The following is a 21,878-nucleotide window of genomic DNA, read 5'->3' as shown; positions in this document are numbered from 1 at the left end:
ATGTTATTTAATCATCGAGATTTACTATTATTAAATGATCAGCTGGATTATATCGATACAGCGATTGTGCCAGTTATTCCTGTCGACTACAGTCAAAAACTTCTGAAAATTGCTGATGAATATGAGATGCTGCAATATGTAACGCTCGGCACTGAACAACAGTTTAAAGGACGACTGCTCGTTACACCACCGGTTCAATTATTTGATGCATTAAACCTAGTTGAAATTGTTACGCAGCAACTAAAACAATTTGGTTTTAAACATGTCGTAATCGTTTGTCCTCAAACTTTAAATATAGAAGCTGAAAATCTGCATAAAGTGACGGTAATGCCTTTAGAATCAATGGATGACAATATGAAACAGGAATTTATTCAGGACAATGTAAAAGCATTAATGAAATATATTATTACAATATGGAATAAATAATGACAATTTTAGTACTTAAATTGTGACATCTTATTGACCAACCTATATTTATAGGCTAAAATTGATATGTCCTAGTATATTTTTTATAAAAGAATCGCATTAGAGGGGGGAAAATTAAATGAGCCAACGTGTCACACGACGCCAATTTTTAAACTATTCCTTAATGGGAGTTGGATCATTTATGGCTGCTGGTATGGTTATGCCTTTAGGTCGTTTTGCACTAGATCCAGTATTTAAAAGTGGTGCAGCTGGAGAAATGATCACTACTAGCGTAAAAGTTTCTGAAATTAAAGAAGAACCAACAAAGGTTGACTTTAAATTCGAACAAAAAGATGCATGGTACACGAGCGAAGTTACAGAATTCGCATGGGTTTACAAAGATGGAGACAAAATTATTGCTATGTCGCCTGTATGTAAACATTTAGGTTGTACAGTATCTTGGAATGGTGACAAAGGTAACCCAAACCAATTCTTCTGTCCATGTCATAATGGTCGTTACGAGAAGAATGGCGCTAACGTTCCTGGTACACCACCACTTGGACCTTTAGACCAATATGAAGTTGGAGAAAAAGGCGGAATGTTAACAATCGGTAAAAAACACGAAAATGAATTAGTGAAATAGGAGGGGACAAAATGATCGATAAAATCTATGATTGGGTCGATGACAGACTCGATATTACACCAATTTGGCGCGATATCGCAGATCATGAGGTGCCTGAGCATGTTAACCCTGCTTATCACTTTTCTGCATTCGTATACTGTTTTGGTGGTTTAACATTCTTTATTACAGTAATTCAAGTATTATCAGGTATGTTCTTAACGATGTATTATGTACCAGATATCGTTAACGCATGGAAATCAGTTTATTATTTACAACATGATGTAGCAGCAGGTGTTATTGTACGTGGTATGCATCACTGGGGTGCGAGTTTAGTAGTTGTAATGATGTTCTTACATACACTACGCGTATTCTTTACTGGATCATACAAACAGCCACGTGAATTAAACTGGCTAGTTGGAGTATTAATTTTCTTCGTAATGTTAGGATTATCATTTACTGGTTATTTATTACCATGGGATATGAAAGCATTATTTGCGACAAAAGTAGGTTTACAAATCGCTGAATCTGTACCGTTTATCGGTCCATGGGTAAAAACATTATTAGCTGGTGACCCACATATTGTTGGAGCACAGACATTAACGCGATTCTTCGCGATTCATGTATTCTTCTTACCTGCATGTTTATTCGCGTTGTTAGCAGCTCACTTTATTATGATTAGAAAACAAGGTATTTCGGGGCCACTATAAACACGAATATTCTAAAAGGAGGTTATACAGATGCATCGCGGAAAAGGGATGAAATTTGTTGGTGATTCACGTATTAAATCGTATGAAAAACCAAAGTTAAATCGAGATTATTCAGAATTTCCTGGTAAAACAGAAAGCTTCTGGCCAGATTTCTTATTAAAAGAATGGATGACAGGTGCGGTATTCTTAGTTGCATATTTATGTTTAACAGTTGCGCATCCATCTCCATTAGAACGTATCGCAGACCCATCAGACACGGGTTACACACCTTTACCTGACTGGTACTTCTTATTCTTATACCAAATCTTAAAGTATACGTATGCTTCAGGACCATTTAATACTTTTGGTGCGATTGTAATGCCAGGTATTGCATTTGGTGCATTAATGTTAGCACCTTGGTTAGATCGTGGACCAGAACGTAAATGGACAAAACGTCCGTTAGCTTCTGGATTTATGTTATTATCTGTAGCAGTTATTTTCTATACAACTTGGGAATCTTCACATTACCATGATTGGAAGAAACAAGCTGCACAAGGTAAAATCGTATTTACGAACTTAGATAAGAAAGACCCAACATATGAAAAGATTATTAAATCAAACTGTACTTCATGTCACGGTGGAGAATTAACAGGTGGTGCTGGTCCAAACTTAGTGAAAGCTAATTTACCAGCAGCTGGTGTAGAAGCGTTTGTTAAAAACGGTGCTGGATCAATGCCATCATTTAAAGATACATTGACAGAAGAACAAATTAAAGAAGTTGGTAAGTTCATCGAAGGTTTAGAAGAAACTGACGAGAACGGTAAACCACTTAAAAAATAATGACTAAAAGAATCATCTTGCAAAAGATGATTCTTTTTTTATAAGGTGAAGATATGTCACAATATTATTTCTTAATTCAGAACAAAATATTTTTATCTATAATAATTGTCTGTAATATATTAGGTACGCTATATGGCTACTATTGGTATGCAGGACAGTTACAGCAAGCAAAGTGGTATTTCATGCCATTTATCCCTGATAGTCCGACAGCATCTTTATTTTTAGTTATTGCGCTAATAGCGATATTGTTGAAAAAGCATTTACCATTATTTGAAACGCTTGCTTTTATAACGTTATTTAAATACGGTATATGGGCAGTTGTAATGAATATTCTCGTATTTATTAAACTCGATACGATAACGACTATCGGTATGATGCTTCTTATTTCACACGGTATTATGGCCATTCAGGCGATTATGTTTTTTCCTTTATTTAAAATTAACTTAAAAGTGATGACGATTAGTGCGGTATGGGTGTTCCATAATGATGTGATTGATTACGTCTATATGCAGTATCCGGTATATAGTATGCTGTCAGATTACATACATCATATTGGCTATTTTTCATTCTGGCTTACTATAAGCAGTTTCTTACTACTGTTTTATTTATACAAACAAAATAATTTGATTAAAATTGACCAATAAATTAAAATATAACTATACTTATGAAGGAGTGTTTACATGAGCTATATTTTTTATTTTATTATTATTATGTTAGTTCCAATGTATTTCCAGTATAAAGTTAAGTCGACTTATAATAAATATAGTCGTGTTAAATCTACCAGTGGAAAATCAGGACAACAAGTTGCAGAGGAAATTCTGGCAGCGAACGGTATTACAGATGTACGTGTTGTAGAAGGCGAAGGATTCTTATCTGATCATTATGATCCGACAAAGAAACTTGTAGTACTCAGTCCTTCAAATTTCAGACAACCGAGCGTTGCAGGCACAGCAATTGCTGCGCACGAAGTAGGGCATGCAATACAACATGCGAAAGGCTATAGTATGTTAAAGTTACGTAGTGCATTGTTACCACTAGCAAATTTAGGTACAACATTCAGTTACTTACTCATTATGGTAGGTGCAGTATTAACGGGATTAAGTGCTCAAGGTGGCGGCATAGGTACGATGGCAATCTGGGCAGGTGTCATTTTAATGTCATTTGCAGTATTGTTTTCAATTGTTACTTTACCAGTAGAATTTGATGCAAGTAATCGTGCAATGCATCAAATTGAAAAGCTAGGAATTGTAAATGCAGAAGAATATAAACATGCGAAACGTGTTTTATCTGCAGCTGCAATGACTTATGTTGCTGCTACAGCAGTTGCGGTCGCAGAATTTATTAGATTTTTTATGATGGCTAGAAATAGTGATTAAAAAAGTGAGGCAAATGCCTCACTTTTTATCTTTCTATAGGTTTTTTAAACTCATCAAGCGTGAATCCTTCACCGAGGACATCGTGAACGTCAAGTAATGATACGAATGCATGAGGGTCGATTGTATTGATGATTTGCTTTAAACGTGGAATTTCATTTCTTGAAACGACACAATATATAATTGGACGATTTGATTTTGAATAATGGCCATGCGCTGAAATAATCGTTACGCCACGTTCTAATAAATGATTAATTTCATCAGATATTTCATTATGATATTCTGAAATGATCATAGCGCCACGTGCAGAATATCCACTGTCCTGAATGATATCGATAACGCGTGCACCGACATACACACATACGAGTGTATACATAGTAATGATATAATCACCAATCGTTATATACGTAGCGATAAGTACCAGGCAATCAAATGCGAACATCGTTCTCCCGATTGGGACATCAAAGAATTTTTTCATTAGCCGTGCAACAATATCCACTCCACCAGTCGTACCTCCGAAACGGAATATTATACCAAGACCAGTTCCGATGAACACACCACCGAATAAACTAGCAAGCAGTAAATCATTTTTAAGGGCAATGTGCATCGGAAATAATTCACATAACCATAAGAAAAATGATACACTTACAGTTCCGATGATCGTATAGATGAAAGACAGTCTCCCTAGTAATTTATACCCTACAAAAAATAATGGAATGTTAAATATCAAGTTCAATAGAGCAGGACTTGTGCCAAATAAATGATATAATATTAACGCGATACCGGTGAATCCACCTTCAGTCAGCTCATTTTCCATATTGAAATTGACAATTCCGAAACTAAAAATAAATGCACCGAGTAAAATAAATAAAATGTTGATAATCTTAAGTTGCTGATTCATATAAAATCCCCTTTCTTAACCATTATTATACATAATATTCTGTTTATTTGGAGGAGAAAAATGAATACTTTACACGAAATGCAGAACGAAGTGGATACATATATTCGTCAGTTTAAAGTTGGTTACTTTACACCAATGGAAAATATGGTCCGACTTACGGAAGAAGTAGGTGAACTTGCGAGAGAAATTAACCATGTTTATGGACCGAAACAAAAGAAACTTACAGAACAGGAAAAAGAAATTGGCATGGAGCTCGCCGATAATTTATTCGTATTAATTTCTCTTGCAAACTCAATGGATATTGATCTGACAGAATATTTCAATATGACGATGCAGAAATTTAATACGAGAGACCATGATAGATTTGAAAGAATAGAGGAGGAATAATATGAAAATAGGTATCACATGTTATCCTACGATGGGCGGTTCGGGCATCATTGCAACAGAACTTGGCATAATGATGGCTAAACGAGGTCATGATGTTCATTTTATTACATCGAATACACCATTTCGAATTCATTTTCAAATGCCCAATATAACAGTGCATCAAGTGGATGTGAATCAATACTCAGTATTTCAATATCCACCATATGATATTACTTTAGCGACAAAAATTGCAGAAGTTATAAATGTATATGACCTTGATGTACTGCATATGCATTATGCGGTACCACATGCGATATGTGGCATTTTAGGACGTCAAATTGCACGTAAAGATGTAAAGATTGTAACGACTTTACATGGTACAGATATTACAGTACTAGGTTATGATTCTACCCTTAAAGAAGCAATAAAGTTTGGAATTGAAGAAAGTGACATCGTAACAAGTGTAAGTAATTCATTAACGAATGAAACGTATGAAATAATCGGACCCGATAAAGATATACAGACAGTTTATAATTTTATTAATGAATCAGATTTTGAAAATAAAAGTAATCCATATTTAAGACAGTGTTACGGTATTTCTGATGAGGAAAAAGTAATCGTACATGTCTCGAATTTCAGGAAAGTTAAACGCATTCAGGATGTCATTAAAACGTTTAAAGGTATATTGGATGAAGTATCTGCAAAACTTGTATTGATTGGGGATGGACCAGAACTTTCTAAGATGAGAGACTATGCGAAGTCATTAAATATTTGTGATCATGTTTTATTTTTAGGAAAACAGGAAAGAGTTGCACCATTATATCAAATGGCAGACTTATTTTTATTAATGAGTGAAAAAGAAAGTTTTGGGCTTGTATTATTAGAAGCAATGCATTCGGGAGTTGTATGTATTGGTACTACTGCCGGTGGAATAAAAGAAGTGATTAAGAACGGTGAGACGGGATATATCGTTGATATTGGAGATACGAAAAAAGCGAGTCAATATGCGATAGATTTACTGACGAACGATGTACTGTACAAACAATTTCAAACAAAAATGCTGGATGATATAAATGAACGATTCGCTTCACATCATATTACGGATCAGTATGAAGAAATTTATAGAAGTTTGATAGAAAGTAAGAAGATAAATGAATAATATTAAAAATATGATAAGTGGGTTGGACGAAGATAAAAAGTTAATGTTTCAACGTGCGCAATCAATTATCAATTTACTGAATCAACATGGCTATGAAGCATATATTGTTGGTGGCGCCGTGAGAAATTTATTAATGAATATTCCGGTCAACGATATAGATATAACGACCGATTGCATGCCAGACAAGATCGTTGAATTATTTGATAAAACAATTCCAGTTGGGATAGAACATGGTACAGTAATCGTATTACAGGATGATATGCCATTTGAGGTTACAACATTCCGCGAAGATGGTGAATATGAAGACCATCGACGACCGGAATGTGTAACGTTTGTTAAATCTTTAAAAACAGACTTAGAAAGAAGAGATTTCACAGTCAATGCGATGGCGATTCAACATAATACATTATATGATTACTTTAATGGTGAGATGCATATCGAAAAACGCTTGATTAAAGCTGTAGGAGACCCGGATAAACGTTTTTATGAAGACGCATTGCGCATTATACGTGCATTAAGATTTATGAGTGTACTTAATTTTTCAATTGAGGACGAGACATTGAAGGCGATGGAAAAACATGCACCGTTATTGTCACACGTATCAATCGAGAGAATCATAATCGAATTATGTAAACTAACTGAAGGCATAAATGTTGCTGGTGCACTAAATACATTTTTTTCAATTCAGCTTCATAAACATATTCCATTTTTTAAAGAGATGGAAAACTTTGTTGTAGATCAACCAATGTCTTTTACTGATTATATATCCTTATACATATATTTAATTGATCTGACACTATTAAATAAATTAAATATATTAAAGTTGTCTAATAATCAGAAAAAGAGCATCAAAGATAATGTAACATTGCTATCAACTTTGTCACGTGGAGACAAGTCACTACCGTATCTTGTCTATCATTATCGTCAGGAACAACTCATTAATTTAGCTCATATTATTAATTTGATTGAAGAGATTGAATTAAGTGACGCATATAGAGAATTTAATGCATCAGAAATACTACGTGTAAAGGATGCGCTTCAAATACAATCAAGAGCAATGCTCGCAATAAATGGTACAATGTTAATGAAGCATTTTAACAAAAAGGGTGGTCCATGGGTTAAAACGGTCATCGAGTCTGTTGAGAATGCTGTTATTCACAATACGTTAAAAAATGAAAAGAATGCGATATTAGAATGGATTGATAAGCATGTCAAAATATGAATATGATATTGTTAAAGTTTTATATCGTTCAGCGTCAGCAGTGTCTGGCCAAAAGTTAGCTGAACAATTAAACATTTCAAGAACTGCTGTATGGAAAGCAATTGATGCGCTAAAGGAAAAGGGATATCACATTACTTCCGTTAGTAATAAAGGTTATACGTTAATTCAGTTTCCTAAAAGATGGGATGCGCATCTCATTAATTTAATTTTAGAAGATTCACAACTGTTTCATAAAGGTTTCATTTATGAATCATTGACGTCCACACAGGATGAGGCTGAAAAATTAGCACTAAATGAAAGCGACCCTTTTATCGTATTAAGTGAAGTCCAGACGGATGGTCGAGGACGCTTTAGACGTAATTGGTCTTCATTACCGGATACAGGTTTATGGATGAGCGTCGTATTAAAGCCAGATATAGCGCTTCATAAGCTAACGACATTTAATTTATTTATCGCACTTGCGCTCGCAGAAACGATGCATCATTACTACGAAGATGTAAACATTAAGTGGCCGAATGATATATTTATAAATGACAAGAAACTTAGTGGGTTTTTGACGGAAATTAAAGGGAACCAGGATCAAATTAATCAAATCATTTGTGGCATTGGTATCAACTTAAATACAGAAGTGAAACAATTTCCTGAAGCGTTACAGCAAACAGCTACGAGCTTAAGTGTTGAAACGGGTCTGTATATTGATCGTTATCAGTTTTTTAAATTGCTGATTTGTAACTTAGAAAAATATTATAACAAATTTTTGCACAGTGAATTCAAAGATGTAAAATCAGACTATGAGCGATATGCATTAATGTTCGACAGAACTTTAAAGTATACAGAAGGTAATAATGTTGTATATGGAAAGGCAACATCAATGAATGAAAATGGAACTTTAAATGTAATGGGTGAAGATGGTAAAACGTATCGATTTATTAGTGCAGATATAGAATTGTAGGTGATAAAATGAAGCGGAAATATGCAGTCGTTGATATAGAAACGACAGGTAACAATATTGATAGCGATGAAATGATTCAAATTGGAATCGCAATTGTTCAGGATAAGAAAATTATTGAAACATTTGATTCATTTATAGCGTGTAATCAGCAAATACCTGCATTTATTCAATCACTGACAAAAATTGATGAAGCACACTTATTAAATGCGCCAAAGTTCAGCGAAATTGCATCAGACGTATACGCATTAATAGAAGACTGTGTATTTGTAGCACATAATGTACAATTCGATTTAAGATTTTTACAGAAATATTTTAGACGAATGCATATGGATTATCATCCGAATTATATTATTGATACGGTAGATTGGTTTAAAATTGTCTATCCATCTTTAGAGCGCTACCAGCTTAAATCCATAACAGATGAACTGAATATTAATCTGGATCTTGCACATAGAGCAATAGATGATGCAGTCGCGACGGCAGAAGTGTTGATTGCAAGTATAAATAAAGTATCGGTATATCCGACCGATACTTTAAAAAGACTGTATAAGTATGCCAAAATTATGCGCTACAACATGGAAGAACTCATCTTTGAAATACTTATGGAATATTCGGCTGAAAAACATTTCGAAAATCACTCTGGGTTGTATTTTTATAAGAAACAGCAGTCGTTTGATACGTTACCACCTATACATCAATCATTTGATCAATTTTTTGAAAATACGATTATGAAACTCGGGTTTACATATCGTGAGAAACAATTTGAATTATCACAACGTATTTATAATCAATTGATGCAGCATAATACGTTGACGATTGAAGCGGATTTAGGAAGTGGGAAAACGGTAAGCTACTTAATCGCATTAATATATTATTTGAGTAACCAACAAACATCAGTTTTATTATCAACTTCAACTATATTTCTGCAAAAACAAATTATTAATGATGATTTAAAGCAACTTGAAGCAGCACTACATATTCAAGTGCCAGTGCAATTTATTAAAAGCAAACGCCATTATTTATCATTGCAATTTATTAATGAAATTTTAAATGATGAAAAAGAGAATCATGATATATTACTTTTAAAAATGCAGCTTTTAACGTTTATACTTGAGCCACATGGCGGTGATATTGATCGACTCAATTTGAATGGTGGAAGAAAAATATATTTTGATTTAATGTATGCATTATATGACTACAATCGTGATGCGTATTATATATATCATGATATTTCTAATACACCTCATATCGGTATTACGAATCACGCGCATTTATTAAGTCGTAGAAAAAACGATATATTTAAATCGTACGATCACTTAATAGTAGATGAAGCACATCAGTTGCTGGATTATGCATTAAATAATGCGTATGACACATTAAATTACCAGAACATTAAATATATAATCGGTCAAACGATAAAATCTTTACCCGACAGCAAGGTTCAATCTTTGAATGATATTCATAATAGTGATTATGAAATTACTTTATTAAATCAAAAAATTGATGATTTATTTGAACGCTTATCATTATATTATGAAGGTAAATATGTCATTAGAGTTACCATTGAAGAACACAGTCATATTTATGCGCTCTTTAAAGAGATAAATGATATTTTAACACAGTTACAAAGCGGGAAACTAGAAGACGTCGTAAAAACAAAACTTGCAATGCTGCATCAGTACTTTTTGACTGTCTGGATACAAATCAAAGTATATAAAGAATTATATATTCAGATGAAAAATAATAATAAAGCAAGCATGTCACTCATCAGTAAATCGATATCCATAAACGATTTACTGACAAATAGAATCTTTAATAAATTTTCATCTAAAGTATTTCTATCCGGAACGATGCAGACTTTATCATTTCTAGAGCAGTTTAATCCAGATGCAGAGCATTTCTATAAATATGAAAACACGTTTTCAAAATATAAAGCGACGCTGTTCGTACCAAATGATGTCCCGCAGTTTAATTACAGGCATACTGAACAATATATAGAAAGCTGTATGCAATATATACATTATTATTTAGAACATATTTCATCTAAAGTATTAATTTTAATGAACAGCTACGGTCAAATTGAATTATTACGAAGTTATCTCGTTGAACTATTTGATCCTTCATTAATTATTTCTCAAACGTCAGATGTTAATACTGTTAAGTTGAACGAGCAGTTTAATTTACTTGATAAAGGTGTATTTTTAGCAACGCAGACATTTTATGAAGGAGTAGACTTTAAATATGATGGATTTAAAACGGTGATGATCATCTCCTTACCGTTTATGCATCCGGACGATTTAAACATTATGCTCATGAGAGATGAAGTAAATGATGTGTTTATGGATTATCAGTTACCAAGTGCAGTTAATAAGTTGCACCAGGCAACAGGTAGGCTCATTCGAAATGAAAATGATAGGGGAATGCTTATTTGTTTTGACAGAAGGATACTTGAAGGGAAGTTTTCTTCGCACTTTTCTCATATTTTAAAGTCATTTCATGTAGAAAGTGGCAATATTAATACATTCACAGAAGTTATTGATGAAATAAATCAAAAAATTTAATACACACCACTTATCTTTCTAATGGATAATTGGTAAAATATTATTATAAACACTATGATTGGAGATATTAACATGACGAAAATTACAATAAATCAATCACCGAACTTTGTCGGTCAAACAGTGACGATTGGTGCTTGGATTTTAAACAAACGTTCAAGCGGTAAGATTGCGTTCCTGCAACTGAGAGATGGTACAGGTTTTATGCAGGCTGTCGTTGTAAAAGAATCAATTGGTGAAGACTTATTTAAAGTTGCAAAAGGGATTACACAGGAATCTTCTTTATATATTACAGGTGTAATTAAAGAAGATGAACGTTCTGATTTTGGTTATGAGATGGAAGTTACGAACCTTGAAGTAATACACGAAGCGGTCGACTATCCTATTACACCTAAAGCACATGGTACAGATTTCCTGATGGATCATCGTCACTTATGGCTACGTTCAAAACGCCAGCATGCAGTAATGAAAATCAGAAATGAAATTATCCGTGCTACATATGAATTTTTTAACAAAGAAGGATTCACTAAAATTGATCCACCAATTTTAACTGGTTCAGCACCTGAAGGAACGAGTGAATTATTCCATACTAAATACTTTGATGAAGATGCATTTTTATCTCAAAGTGGTCAATTATATATGGAAGCAGCAGCTATGGCTCATGGTAAAGTTTTTTCTTTCGGGCCAACGTTCAGAGCAGAGAAATCGAAAACACGCCGTCACTTAATTGAATTCTGGATGATAGAACCAGAAATGGCATTTTATACGCATGAGGACAGTTTAGAAGTGCAGGAGCAGTATGTAACGCATCTTGTTCAATCGGTACTTAAAAACTGTCAATTAGATTTAAAAATTCTTGGACGTGACACTTCGAAGTTAGAACAAATTTCTACACCATTCCCAAGAATTACTTATACAGATGCGATTAAATTCCTTAAAGAACAAGGTTTCGATGATATTGAATGGGGTGATGACTTCGGTGCACCACATGAGACTGCAATCGCAAATCACTATGATATGCCAGTATTTATTATTAATTATCCTACAAGTATTAAACCTTTCTATATGCAGCCAAATCCTGATGAAGAGGGTACGGTTAAATGTGCAGATATGATTGCGCCAGAAGGTTACGGTGAAATCATCGGTGGATCAGAACGTATTGATGACTTAGCGCTTCTTGAAGAACGCATTAAAGAACATGGTTTAGATCCAGCTGCTTATAGTTATTATACAGATTTACGTAAGTATGGTAGTGTACCGCATTCAGGTTTCGGACTTGGATTAGAAAGAACGGTAGCTTGGTTATCAGGTGTTGAACATGTTCGTGAAACGAGTCCGTTCCCACGACTATTAAACCGCTTATATCCGTAATACTGTTAATATTAATTACTAAATTTCAATCCGGACAATTTATGAAAATGAAATTTGTTTTCTAATTTTGTCCGGATTTTAATGTAGTCTGAAATAATTAAAGAAACTTATAAGGAGGACTACGTATGTCGCTTTTTCGTAAACCGATAATTATTCCAAGCGATTTATTTATTTATTATCATAAAATTAATATGAGTGAAACTGAACTCATTGTCATATTAAAAATCATTGAGTTGTCTGAATTCCAGCAATTGCCATCATTTGAAGTATTAGCAGATCATATGAGCATTAACCAAAGTGAGATAATGATGATTATTCAAAATCTTATTAGTAAAGATATTCTTAAAATTACTGTAGAAAAGGATAGTCATGCACAATTTAATGAAATTTATGATTTATCTCCTTTAGAGACAAAGATTGAAGCGTATAAATCAAAACTAATGTTTGAGAAAAAGACAAAAAATGATGATTTAAATTTTGAAAAAGTATTTGAAAGATTTGAATTAACATTTGCCAGACCGATGACACCGCTTGAAATTGAAACAATAAGTCATTGGATTGATAAAGACCGCCATAGCATTGAATTAATCAATGAAGCTTTAAATGAAGCAGCTGCGCATAATAAACTAAGTATTAAATATATTGATCGCATATTATTAAACTGGAAGAAGAAAAATGTAAAGACAGTTGTTGATTCGAAAACAGTAAGTCAGCATTTCAAAAATAAAAGTTTAGTAAAAGAAATACCAGATATTCCTGTATTTGACTGGGTGAACGGAGAGAGTCCATATGATAAGTAAGAAGAAGACATTGCAAATGCTTGATGTAATTGATGACATGTTTCCTGATGCTGAATGCGAACTGATTCATGAAAATCCATTTGAACTTACAATTGCAGTATTATTATCAGCACAATGTACGGATGTACTCGTAAATAAAGTGACTAAAAACTTATTTCAGAAATATAAAACACCAGAAGATTACCTGGCAGTTCCATTAGAAGAATTAATGGAAGATATCAGATCGATAGGTTTATATAAAAATAAGGCGAAAAACATTCAGGCATTATGCAAAATACTATTAGAAAAATATAATGGGGAGATTCCAGAGTCACATGCTGAACTCGTTAAGTTACCTGGTGTTGGGCAGAAAACTGCGAATGTTGTTGTATCTGTTGCTTTTGGAATACCAGCACTTGCAGTAGATACTCATGTAGAAAGAGTTTCTAAACGCCTTGGTATATGCAGGTGGAAAGATAACGTAAAGCAAGTAGAAGAAACATTGTGCAAAAAAATACCTAAATCAAGATGGAATAAAACACATCACCAACTTATATTTTTTGGAAGGTATCATTGTACGGCCAGAAACCCTAAATGTTTGGACTGTCCTTTATTAAATGACTGTCGTGAAGGAAAAAAGCGTCATAAGGTGATTGTCGAATGAAAGCACAAATTAAACAGTTAGAGACGAAAATAGATTTAGCGGTAAAGGATAGAAGACTAAAGCAGCAGGACGTCCGAAACCTTATTGATGAATATTTTAATATACTCATTAATTTACTTAACGAAATTAATGGATACGAAGAAAATAGTGAAATGCATAATTATGAAAAGTGTCCATTAAACTTTGATGATAGAATACATTATATTGAAGGTAGAAAGTATCACTATATGGGATATGAACAGTTAAAAACGATGATGAAGGAAGTATTAAAACTTAAAGCAATATATAATTTGAAAAATAAATAAACCAGAGCAATGGGATAATGCATTGCTCTGGTTTATTTTATGGACGTGTCGAATTAGATGAAGGTGATTGAGTAGTTGCTGGCTGTGTCGTCGCTGGTTGTGTCGTTGCAGGCTGTGTCGTTGCCGGCTGTGTTGTTGCTGGTTGTGTTGTCGTTGGCTCTGTAGTAGCACGTTCAGTCGTCGGTTTCTCTACAGTTTTTGCCTCAGTCGTCGGTTTTTCTATAGTTTTACGTTCAGTCGTTACCGGTTCTTCCGTTGTCGGTTGCGATCTAATTACTTTATAACGATTATTAGAAACTGCTCGAGAATCATCTCGAACAGTTTCATTATTGCTATTAGGCTTAATTGATGTCGTTATATTATTATCAGAATTCCCTTTAACTTGGAGGAATCCTCCTGAACGTTCTACTGAATCAGGCATTTCAAAATCAGCACCATCTATCGGACTGATTTCACTCATAACTTGCCTGAACAACTCTTTAGGTAATGACTGTTCATCTGGTCCTACGAAGGAGTTCTCACCATACTGAGCCATTTGTGTAAAGCCCATCCATACAGACATTGTATATCTCGGAGAATAGCCAACAATCCAAACATCTTTAGCTGCATTATCAGGTAAGTTATATTTTATATATGTTTCATCGCCATATGTACCAGTACCTGTTTTTGCGGCAAGGTTTAAACCAGGAATTTGGCTGCCGTATGCTGTTCCGTAAGGCTCAAAAGTACCTTTAAGCATATCAGTCACCATATATGCCGTATAATCTTCCATAGCTTTTCTTGAATTATATTCAAAGTTTATTGTTTCGTTATCCTGTGTAACTACTTTTCGAATTGCATGTGCTTCATTATATGTTCCACCATTACCAAAAGATGCATATGCACTTGCCATCTGTAAAGGAGAGAATTCACTAGACGAGCCACCAAGTGCATCTGAAGGCCCTAAATCGGACGATTTATAGTTCAATCCCACATTTTTAGCAAATTTTGCTGGAGCACCGTTACCAGCTTCCTGTTGCACTGCCTGGAACGTTTTCAACGCCGGAATATTTAAGCTTCGTCTAATCGCATCTCGCATTGTAACTAATCCATGACTTTGTTTGTCGTAGTTTCTGAATTTAATACCATGAATATCATATTCCGCTTCATCTTGTATTCTATGTCCGGTCGACCATTGTTCATTCTCAATGACAGGTCCATAACTTAAAAACGGTTTAATTGTAGACCCAACAGGATGAATGTCAGTCGCTAAATTACGATCAACAACATCTTTATAGTTGCGACCACCACTAATCGCTATCAGTGCACCAGTCTTTGTATCTACAATAGATGAGGCTGCTTGATGATATTTATTTTTATAAATATTCATATTGTCTGTATTATTTTGTAATGACGTTTGTGCGTTATTATCCATATTTGTATAGATGGATAAGCCACTCGTTAATATATCCTGTAAGTCTTTGCCTTCAAATTCTTTATTATTTCTTATTTCCTGTTTAATAACATTAATATACGATGCATATTTAGGATCATTTTGTTCTAAATTCTGTCTTTGTGCTGTTGTTCTCTGTACAAGATTTGTTGATAAATCTTGATTTTGTGCCTCTTCCATTTCAGCTTTCGTAATTCGACCGTGTCGATTCATTAAGTATAACACTGTATCTTTACGTTTTTCTGCCGCTTCAGGATTATCATATAGATTATAAGTATTCGGAACTTGGGGAAGCCCTGCTAAATATGCTGCTTCTGCAAGAGTGAGCTGATTTAAATCTTTATTGAAATAATATCTTGCTGCAGTTTTTACACCGTATATTCCATCTGAATAATAGATTTTATTTAAATACATTTCAAATATTTCATCTTTACTGTATTCCTGTTCTAATCGGTATGATAAGTATGCTTCCTGTGCTTTTCGTTCGAGGGATTTTTTATCCGTTAGAAATGATCGTTTAACAACTTGCTGCGTTATAGTAGATGCACCTTGAGAACCAAATCCACTAGATACATTACTGAAGACTGCACCGGTTAGACGCTTAAAGTCAATTGCACCATGCTCGTAGAAGCGATTATCTTCAGTTGCAAGCACTGCATTTTTCAATTGGTCAGGCACTTCCTGAAATTTAATACGTTCTCTTTTTTGACCCATCTGAAGTACTGTTACGAGATTGTCATCTTTATCATAAATCTTTGTTGGTAATTGATCACGTAATGCTGCTTCATCAAATTTAGGTGCTTTATAAGCATAATAAAGAAACAATAACATCGCACAAATAAATAAACTTGCAAATAATAAAAATAATCCACCAACAATTTGCAAAATTATTCTTTTTATATTACGTTTCTTTTTCTTTCTCGTCATTTAAATTTCCTCGCTTTCATTTAATCCATTAAAATAAATGCTGTTAACCGCTTGAATATAATCAATTCTTGGCTGAAATTTCCTGTTTACATGTATACCTTCTTTTTGAATATCAAGGTATGGTATTGATTTCGTTTTCTCCTGCAAATATGCACTCCAATATTTTTTAAATGCAGTGAATGGTAGAAGATATACTTCATCATGCGAAGAAAAATAAAATAATATAAAACAAATCGCACCATGATCTGTAACTTGCTGCATATGTGTGACTTGATGTTTATGAATATTATTGAGCGGAAAGCTAGTTTTATTTTGCGTTGCTTTTGCTTCAAAGTCAATATATTTACCCTTATATATACCATTATAATCTGTTGTTGACGGTTTTCTGAAGTATGCTTCTTTAATTACCGCTTGTGAACGTTTCGGATATGATACATCAACAATTTGAACAGGTGTCGGCTTTTTATGGATAATCGCGATATTTTCCTTCATATAAAATTGATTGGATAGGTCAATTTCTTCTTCAAATCGCATTCCACGTTTACCATACTCTATTTTACTATTTTTTAATTGCTTTGTAACTAATGCTTTAGACTTATGTTTTTTACCGTTTGGATAATTCACCATTTTACTCATCCTATTTGTGAAGTTTATTAATATAATATACAATGAGTGTATCATAAAAGCGAAATGGAGATAATATATGTTACAACAATGTATTCAAAGCTTAATTTATGATCTAGAGAAGATTGAAAAATACTTCGAATTAGCAAAAGCAGGTCATGCATTTAACTTCGTTATGGATGTGCAACCATTTACTGAAAAAGTTGATCATCATATTACTTTGCTTAATCAATATAAAGATGAAATTACGTCATTACCGCTTATGAATGAAAAGAAATACGATTTATGTATTGCGCATTTAAGAGATATTTCTGTCAGCTGCTTTTTCAGTAAAACGAGTAAAAAAGTTTTTATTGATCAATACAAAGCAGTGAAACATGAAGTTAACTATATAAAAAGAATGACAGTCTCATGAAATCAATTTATATTACAGGATATAAACCATATGAATTAAATATATTCAATAATAAACAGCAAGAAGTTAAATATATTAAATTGTATTTGCAGCAACGCATTAAGGAATACATTGAAGAAGGACTAGAATGGGTTATTATAGAAGGACAACTCGGGGTAGAACTTTGGGCAGCAGAAGTAGTCATTCGACTAAAGAAACATTATGACATAAAGTTGAGTATCATTACTCCTTTTTTGGAACACTTCAGTAAATGGAATGAAGAAAACCAACTGTATTATAGCCAGATTTGCGCACGTGCAGACTTTGTAACATCGGCACATGACAGCACTTATCAAGGTGGCCACCAATTTAGAAATACAGATCAGTTTGTACTGGATAATACTGAAGGCACTCTTTTGTTTTATGATGAAGAATATGAAGGCAGTGCGAAATATTTTAAAAAGACGCTCGTTGATTTTGCTTCAAAAAATCAATATAATATTGATATTATAACGATGCAGGATTTATCAGATTTTGTAAATAATTATATAGAAGAACATTCAGAATAGGGGAATTAATTATGGCAGATATTAATTTAAAATTATCAGCAAAAGATATTTATGAAAAAGAATTCGAACGTACAATGTTTAGAGGCTTTAAGCCGGAAGACGTTGATAGCTTCTTAGATGATGTAATAGAAGACTATCAGAAGATGTCAGATATGAATCATCAATTATTAAAAATTATGGATGAAAATAGTAAGCTGAAGCGTGAAATTGAAGATTTAAGAATGAGACTTGCGACTGGTAGAAGTGAAAGTCCTGCAAATACGAATAATTTTGATTTACTAAAACGTATTTCTAATTTAGAGAAAGCTGTATTTGGTAAATAATTAACTAGAGAAATAATCATATCCATGCTATAATGGGTTCTAATATAAAGATATCTCGGATAATCGCTATATTAATATATAGAGGAAAGTCCATGCTCACACATGCCTGAGATGGCTGTAGTGATCGTGCCTGGTGAAACAATAAGCCAGGGCATTAATTTGACGGCAATGAACAAACCTAAGTCAATGATATGGTTTAAGTAGTTTGAAAGTGCCACAGTGACGTAGCTTCTTTAGAAATAAAGAAGGTGGAACGCGGTAAACCCCTCGAGTGAGCAATCCAAATTTGGTAGGAGCACTTTTCTAGCGGAAATGAACGTATAGAAGAGGTATGAAAGTACAGACAGATGATTATCACCGGCGTACGAGAGTAACTAGGCTCGTTAGTAGTACTATGGTACAGAACATGGCTTATAGAGATATCTTTCTAGCATAAGCTCTCCATATGGAGGGCTTTTTTTATTGTATGATTCAATGTTAAAATAAAATGAGTGATTATTTAAATGAGTATAAAAATATTATGTTAACAAGGAGAATGTTATGTATCAAATATTAGCGACAACACCTATGGGTATGGAAGCAATCGCAGCAAAAGAAATTCAGGCACTAGGGTATGAAACAACAATTGAAAATGGTCGTGTATTGTACAATGGTGATGCGCGAGCAATAGTAAAATCAAATTTATGGTTACGAAGTGCGGACAGAGTTAAACTTGTTGTTGGTAGATTTTATGCAACAACATTTGAACAGTTATTCGATAAAACGAAAGAAATTCCATGGGAGAATTTTATTAGTGAAAATGGTCAGTTTCCTGTACAAGGTAAGAGCTTAAAGTCTAAATTATTCAGCGTTCCTGACTGTCAGGCTATTGTTAAAAAGGCGATTGTTGAAAGACTTAAACGTGCGCATGGAAAGCAAGGGTGGCTCACAGAAACAGGTGCACTATATAAAGTTGAAGTAAGTATACTGAAAGACGAAGTACTCCTCACAATTGATACATCAGGTGCTGGACTACATAAACGACGTTACAGACTTGCACAAGGGGAAGCACCGATGAAGGAGACTTTAGCTGCTGCATTAGTATTATTATCAAACTGGAAAGGTGAAACACCTTTTATTGATCCATTTTGTGGTTCTGGAACAATTGCCATTGAAGCTGCAATGATAGCGCAAAATATTGCACCGGGTTTCAATAGAGATTTTGCAAGTGAAGCGTGGGATATTATTCCTGATGGATTATTTGATGAAGAACGTACACTTGCTGAAGAAGTTGCAGAATATGACAAGGAAATTTCAATTACCGCAAGTGATATTGATCCTAAGATGGTGGAAATTGCTAAAAACAATGCGATTGAAGTTGGGTTTGGTGATATTATTACGTTTAAGCAAATGAATGTACATGATTTAACTTTAACTGGAGAGAAAGGTGCAATTGTCGGGAATCCACCATATGGCGAACGTATCGGTGAACGAAAAGAAGTTGAGGAAATGTACAAATTTTTAGGTGAATTAATTCATAAAAATCCTGAATGGTCACTTTATATTTTGACGAGTTATAAAACATTTGAAACATTAATCGGTCAAAAGGCGACAAAACGTCGTAAACTATTTAATGGCTATATTGAATGTACGTATTATCAATATTGGGGTAAAAAATAAAACAAAATTAAAAGCGATAGAAACTATTTAATGTTTCTATCGCTTTTATTAATTATGTCATTATTAATTGTTTACCAAAGTTTACCTTCACCCATACCAGCAGCACCTGGAGGTGGATTCATAAACATTTGTCCAATCGGCACAGTATATGCCACTAAAATAAGTGCGATTGTAACGACGATTAAGAATTTCCAGTTTTCTACGAATTTATAAACTGGTGCAGCTTCATCCATTGCTTCAGAAACTGGGAATGCTTCATAACCTTTAGGTGCAAAGAATGCAAGCTGAATAAATACGATTACAACCATAATAATTGAAATGAATAATATCGTACCACCAATTGCCTGAATGACTTGATAAGGAATCCATTCAGCAGCAATTTCTGAACCGCCATAAGTCGAGTAAGTTGAACGACGAGGTGCTCCGAATAATCCAACATAGTGCATCGCACCAGACATAATTGACATACCAATTGCCCACATGATGCCTTGTGCTATTGCTAATTTGTTGATTGCTTTAGTCATTACACGACCTGTAGCATGTGGTATTAACCAATACATTGTACCAAAGAATGTTAAGATTACAGCTGTTGCAACTGTTAAATGGAAGTGACCTGTAATCCAGATTGTATTATGTACAACTTGGTTCATTTGGGCAGATGCGTTTACTAAACCACCAGCACCACCTGGAATGAATGCAACCATTCCAATGAATGGTAATACGAAACGTGCATCGCTCCAAGGTAGCGTTTTAACCCATCCGAACAATCCTTTTGCACCGATATTTCGTCCATATGCTTCAAATGTTGCAAATAAACTAAATGCTGTCATTAATGAAGGAATTACTACCATAAACGTTAATACAACTTGTACATATTTCCAAGTTACATCAATCCCTGGTTCTGTTAATTGGTGGTGAATACCAACCGGAATTGAGAAGAACAGGAATAACATAAAACTCATGCGTGCTAAATTATCACTGAATGCTTTTGCACCGATAATTTTTGGTACGACAGCATACCATGCCATATAAGCAGGTAATAGCCAGAAATAAACTAATGCGTGACCAAAGTACCAGAATAACGTACGACTAAGTGTAACATCAATGCGCTCAACTAATCCAAGAGACCAAGGAATCATCTGGAATAATACAGTAGAAGCAACACCAATAGAACATACGAACCACATAACATTATTGATTGCAACCATATAAGAAAGTAATGGTGACTTCTGTCCTTTATGCTCTTTTTTCCACTGTGCATAACGCATCACTTGTCCAGCAGCTGATAACCATGAGCCAACAACTACAAGTGCCATACCAACATAGAAAATAACATGTGCTTTTAATGGTGCGTAGAAAGTATATAAAACTGTCGCTTTATTAAGAAGAACCATTGTAGCTGCCATTGCAGTACCAATTAACATTACCCAGAAACCAAGCCAAATTAATTTACGTTGTAGTGGGCTAAGCTCACCACAAGTACGAATTACAGCGGCAGTCTGGAAACCTAAAATAAAAAATGTTGTTAATACTAAAGCTAAAATAATACCATGAACTGTTAATATTTGATAATAACCAATACCTGCTGGTAATTCTAAAGTACCTGAGCGTACTAGTGTTTGCAGTAATCCTGCTAAACCACCAATTATTAAACATACGATAGCAACATACATGTGTGCCATTACTAGTTTACCGTCTTGTTTTGACATTTCTACACGATTTGCCATTTCTTCTTTATGGTGATTTC

The 21,878-nt window shown here is 34.0% G+C and carries 23 protein-coding genes and 1 other RNA gene; 20 read left to right on the top strand and 4 right to left on the bottom strand.

The genetic code is table 11. The annotated features are described in order from the left end of the window. The 6 genes from LAU42_RS05955 to LAU42_RS05930 all read left to right on the top strand — a co-directional run bounded on the left by LAU42_RS05955 (position 1) and on the right by LAU42_RS05930 (position 3,929). Positions 1-426: a DUF2487 family protein gene (locus LAU42_RS05955; RefSeq protein ID WP_224182732.1), complete on the top strand. Its 426-nt coding sequence runs from the start codon at positions 1-3 to the stop codon at positions 424-426. 118 nt (positions 427-544) lie between these two features. After that, positions 545-1,048 (top strand): QcrA and Rieske domain-containing protein, encoded by a 504-nt coding sequence (locus LAU42_RS05950; RefSeq protein WP_224182731.1) that lies wholly within the window; start codon positions 545-547, stop codon positions 1,046-1,048. Between the two features lie 11 nt (positions 1,049-1,059). Next, on the top strand, positions 1,060-1,734 hold the full coding sequence (qcrB, locus tag LAU42_RS05945) for a menaquinol-cytochrome c reductase cytochrome b subunit (protein ID WP_012657017.1): 675 nt from the start codon (positions 1,060-1,062) through the stop codon (positions 1,732-1,734). A 30-nt stretch (positions 1,735-1,764) separates the two neighbouring features. Further along, entirely contained in the window at positions 1,765-2,553 is a 789-nt protein-coding gene (locus LAU42_RS05940; RefSeq protein ID WP_224182730.1) for a menaquinol-cytochrome c reductase cytochrome b/c subunit, read from the top strand. 53 nt (positions 2,554-2,606) lie between these two features. Continuing rightward, the gene (locus tag LAU42_RS05935) at positions 2,607-3,197 is read left to right on the top strand and encodes a DUF1405 domain-containing protein (protein WP_224182729.1); all 591 of its coding nucleotides are present in this window, start codon (positions 2,607-2,609) and stop codon (positions 3,195-3,197) included. A 36-nt stretch (positions 3,198-3,233) separates the two neighbouring features. Next, positions 3,234-3,929: a zinc metallopeptidase gene (locus LAU42_RS05930; RefSeq protein WP_224182728.1), complete on the top strand. Its 696-nt coding sequence runs from the start codon at positions 3,234-3,236 to the stop codon at positions 3,927-3,929. 25 nt (positions 3,930-3,954) lie between these two features. Here LAU42_RS05930 and LAU42_RS05925 read toward each other — a convergent pair whose 3' ends face one another. Continuing rightward, positions 3,955-4,827, bottom strand: a complete 873-nt coding sequence (locus tag LAU42_RS05925; RefSeq protein WP_224182727.1) for a YitT family protein — start codon at positions 4,825-4,827, stop codon at positions 3,955-3,957. 60 nt (positions 4,828-4,887) lie between these two features. Between LAU42_RS05925 and LAU42_RS05920 the strand changes: the two genes are divergently transcribed. The 9 genes from LAU42_RS05920 to LAU42_RS05880 all read left to right on the top strand — a co-directional run bounded on the left by LAU42_RS05920 (position 4,888) and on the right by LAU42_RS05880 (position 14,203). Beyond that, positions 4,888-5,214 (top strand): nucleotide pyrophosphohydrolase, encoded by a 327-nt coding sequence (locus tag LAU42_RS05920; protein WP_224182726.1) that lies wholly within the window; start codon positions 4,888-4,890, stop codon positions 5,212-5,214. 1 nt (position 5,215) lies between these two features. Further along, a complete protein-coding gene (bshA, locus tag LAU42_RS05915; RefSeq protein ID WP_224182725.1) occupies positions 5,216-6,352 on the top strand; it encodes an N-acetyl-alpha-D-glucosaminyl L-malate synthase BshA in 1,137 nt (378 codons plus the stop codon). Then, the gene (locus tag LAU42_RS05910; protein WP_224182724.1) at positions 6,345-7,574 is read left to right on the top strand and encodes a CCA tRNA nucleotidyltransferase; all 1,230 of its coding nucleotides are present in this window, start codon (positions 6,345-6,347) and stop codon (positions 7,572-7,574) included. Before bshA ends, LAU42_RS05910 begins: the two co-directional genes overlap by 8 nt. Next, positions 7,561-8,526, top strand: coding sequence for a biotin--[acetyl-CoA-carboxylase] ligase (locus LAU42_RS05905; RefSeq protein ID WP_224182723.1), 966 nt, complete (start codon positions 7,561-7,563; stop codon positions 8,524-8,526). Before LAU42_RS05910 ends, LAU42_RS05905 begins: the two co-directional genes overlap by 14 nt. A gap of 8 nt (positions 8,527-8,534) precedes the next feature. Then, complete coding sequence (locus LAU42_RS05900) at positions 8,535-11,087, top strand: helicase C-terminal domain-containing protein (protein WP_224182722.1); 2,553 nt, start codon at positions 8,535-8,537, stop codon at positions 11,085-11,087. Between the two features lie 72 nt (positions 11,088-11,159). Beyond that, the gene (gene asnS / locus LAU42_RS05895; protein WP_224182721.1) at positions 11,160-12,455 is read left to right on the top strand and encodes an asparagine--tRNA ligase; all 1,296 of its coding nucleotides are present in this window, start codon (positions 11,160-11,162) and stop codon (positions 12,453-12,455) included. Positions 12,456-12,580: 125 nt separating this feature from the next. Then, complete coding sequence (locus tag LAU42_RS05890) at positions 12,581-13,255, top strand: DnaD domain protein (RefSeq protein ID WP_224182720.1); 675 nt, start codon at positions 12,581-12,583, stop codon at positions 13,253-13,255. Continuing rightward, a complete protein-coding gene (nth, locus tag LAU42_RS05885; protein ID WP_224182719.1) occupies positions 13,245-13,898 on the top strand; it encodes an endonuclease III in 654 nt (217 codons plus the stop codon). Before LAU42_RS05890 ends, nth begins: the two co-directional genes overlap by 11 nt. Further along, positions 13,895-14,203 (top strand): YpoC family protein, encoded by a 309-nt coding sequence (locus tag LAU42_RS05880; RefSeq protein ID WP_224182718.1) that lies wholly within the window; start codon positions 13,895-13,897, stop codon positions 14,201-14,203. Before nth ends, LAU42_RS05880 begins: the two co-directional genes overlap by 4 nt. Before the next feature lie 37 nt (positions 14,204-14,240). On the opposite strand, the gene LAU42_RS05875 is transcribed toward LAU42_RS05880, so the two are convergent. After that, positions 14,241-16,562: a transglycosylase domain-containing protein gene (locus tag LAU42_RS05875; protein WP_224182717.1), complete on the bottom strand. Its 2,322-nt coding sequence runs from the start codon at positions 16,560-16,562 to the stop codon at positions 14,241-14,243. Beyond that, the gene (gene recU, locus LAU42_RS05870) at positions 16,563-17,186 is read right to left on the bottom strand and encodes a Holliday junction resolvase RecU (protein WP_224184753.1); all 624 of its coding nucleotides are present in this window, start codon (positions 17,184-17,186) and stop codon (positions 16,563-16,565) included. Positions 17,187-17,265: 79 nt separating this feature from the next. Between recU and LAU42_RS05865 the strand changes: the two genes are divergently transcribed. The 5 genes from LAU42_RS05865 (at position 17,266) to LAU42_RS05845 (ending at position 20,131) form a co-directional block, all read left to right on the top strand. After that, positions 17,266-17,601: a DUF1798 family protein gene (locus LAU42_RS05865; RefSeq protein ID WP_224182716.1), complete on the top strand. Its 336-nt coding sequence runs from the start codon at positions 17,266-17,268 to the stop codon at positions 17,599-17,601. Beyond that, on the top strand, positions 17,598-18,149 hold the full coding sequence (locus LAU42_RS05860; RefSeq protein WP_224182715.1) for an SLOG family protein: 552 nt from the start codon (positions 17,598-17,600) through the stop codon (positions 18,147-18,149). Before LAU42_RS05865 ends, LAU42_RS05860 begins: the two co-directional genes overlap by 4 nt. Before the next feature lie 11 nt (positions 18,150-18,160). Further along, complete coding sequence (gene gpsB / locus LAU42_RS05855; protein WP_224182714.1) at positions 18,161-18,472, top strand: cell division regulator GpsB; 312 nt, start codon at positions 18,161-18,163, stop codon at positions 18,470-18,472. Between the two features lie 51 nt (positions 18,473-18,523). Further along, positions 18,524-18,891: RNase P RNA component class B (gene rnpB / locus LAU42_RS05850), an RNA gene on the top strand. A gap of 121 nt (positions 18,892-19,012) precedes the next feature. Next, a complete protein-coding gene (locus LAU42_RS05845) occupies positions 19,013-20,131 on the top strand; it encodes a THUMP domain-containing class I SAM-dependent RNA methyltransferase (protein WP_224182713.1) in 1,119 nt (372 codons plus the stop codon). A gap of 71 nt (positions 20,132-20,202) precedes the next feature. Here LAU42_RS05845 and LAU42_RS05840 read toward each other — a convergent pair whose 3' ends face one another. Next, positions 20,203-21,858 (bottom strand): b(o/a)3-type cytochrome-c oxidase subunit 1, encoded by a 1,656-nt coding sequence (locus LAU42_RS05840; RefSeq protein ID WP_224184752.1) that lies wholly within the window; start codon positions 21,856-21,858, stop codon positions 20,203-20,205. Positions 21,859-21,878: the final 20 nt, after the last annotated feature.

It is taken from the genome of Macrococcus armenti, assembly GCF_020097135.1.
GTDB lineage: Bacteria > Bacillota > Bacilli > Staphylococcales > Staphylococcaceae > Macrococcoides > Macrococcoides armenti.
Note: the sequence above shows the minus strand (reverse complement) of the source record. Positions and strands in the feature narration are given on the sequence as shown.

Bases quoted from the DNA above. Each gene is read 5' to 3' on its own strand.
- LAU42_RS05955 (WP_224182732.1), top strand. From the start codon at position 1: ATGTTATTTAATCATCGAGATTTACTATTATTAAATGATCAGCTGGAT.
- LAU42_RS05950 (WP_224182731.1), top strand. From the start codon at position 545: ATGAGCCAACGTGTCACACGACGCCAATTTTTAAACTATTCCTTAATG.
- qcrB (WP_012657017.1), top strand. From the start codon at position 1,060: ATGATCGATAAAATCTATGATTGGGTCGATGACAGACTCGATATTACA.
- LAU42_RS05940 (WP_224182730.1), top strand. From the start codon at position 1,765: ATGCATCGCGGAAAAGGGATGAAATTTGTTGGTGATTCACGTATTAAA.
- LAU42_RS05935 (WP_224182729.1), top strand. From the start codon at position 2,607: ATGTCACAATATTATTTCTTAATTCAGAACAAAATATTTTTATCTATA.
- LAU42_RS05930 (WP_224182728.1), top strand. From the start codon at position 3,234: ATGAGCTATATTTTTTATTTTATTATTATTATGTTAGTTCCAATGTAT.
- LAU42_RS05925 (WP_224182727.1), bottom strand. From the start codon at position 4,827: ATGAATCAGCAACTTAAGATTATCAACATTTTATTTATTTTACTCGGT.
- LAU42_RS05920 (WP_224182726.1), top strand. From the start codon at position 4,888: ATGAATACTTTACACGAAATGCAGAACGAAGTGGATACATATATTCGT.
- bshA (WP_224182725.1), top strand. From the start codon at position 5,216: ATGAAAATAGGTATCACATGTTATCCTACGATGGGCGGTTCGGGCATC.
- LAU42_RS05910 (WP_224182724.1), top strand. From the start codon at position 6,345: ATGAATAATATTAAAAATATGATAAGTGGGTTGGACGAAGATAAAAAG.
- LAU42_RS05905 (WP_224182723.1), top strand. From the start codon at position 7,561: ATGTCAAAATATGAATATGATATTGTTAAAGTTTTATATCGTTCAGCG.
- LAU42_RS05900 (WP_224182722.1), top strand. From the start codon at position 8,535: ATGAAGCGGAAATATGCAGTCGTTGATATAGAAACGACAGGTAACAAT.
- asnS (WP_224182721.1), top strand. From the start codon at position 11,160: ATGACGAAAATTACAATAAATCAATCACCGAACTTTGTCGGTCAAACA.
- LAU42_RS05890 (WP_224182720.1), top strand. From the start codon at position 12,581: ATGTCGCTTTTTCGTAAACCGATAATTATTCCAAGCGATTTATTTATT.
- nth (WP_224182719.1), top strand. From the start codon at position 13,245: ATGATAAGTAAGAAGAAGACATTGCAAATGCTTGATGTAATTGATGAC.
- LAU42_RS05880 (WP_224182718.1), top strand. From the start codon at position 13,895: ATGAAAGCACAAATTAAACAGTTAGAGACGAAAATAGATTTAGCGGTA.
- LAU42_RS05875 (WP_224182717.1), bottom strand. From the start codon at position 16,562: ATGACGAGAAAGAAAAAGAAACGTAATATAAAAAGAATAATTTTGCAA.
- LAU42_RS05865 (WP_224182716.1), top strand. From the start codon at position 17,266: ATGTTACAACAATGTATTCAAAGCTTAATTTATGATCTAGAGAAGATT.
- LAU42_RS05860 (WP_224182715.1), top strand. From the start codon at position 17,598: ATGAAATCAATTTATATTACAGGATATAAACCATATGAATTAAATATA.
- gpsB (WP_224182714.1), top strand. From the start codon at position 18,161: ATGGCAGATATTAATTTAAAATTATCAGCAAAAGATATTTATGAAAAA.
- LAU42_RS05845 (WP_224182713.1), top strand. From the start codon at position 19,013: ATGTATCAAATATTAGCGACAACACCTATGGGTATGGAAGCAATCGCA.
- LAU42_RS05840 (WP_224184752.1), bottom strand. From the start codon at position 21,858: ATGGCAAATCGTGTAGAAATGTCAAAACAAGACGGTAAACTAGTAATG.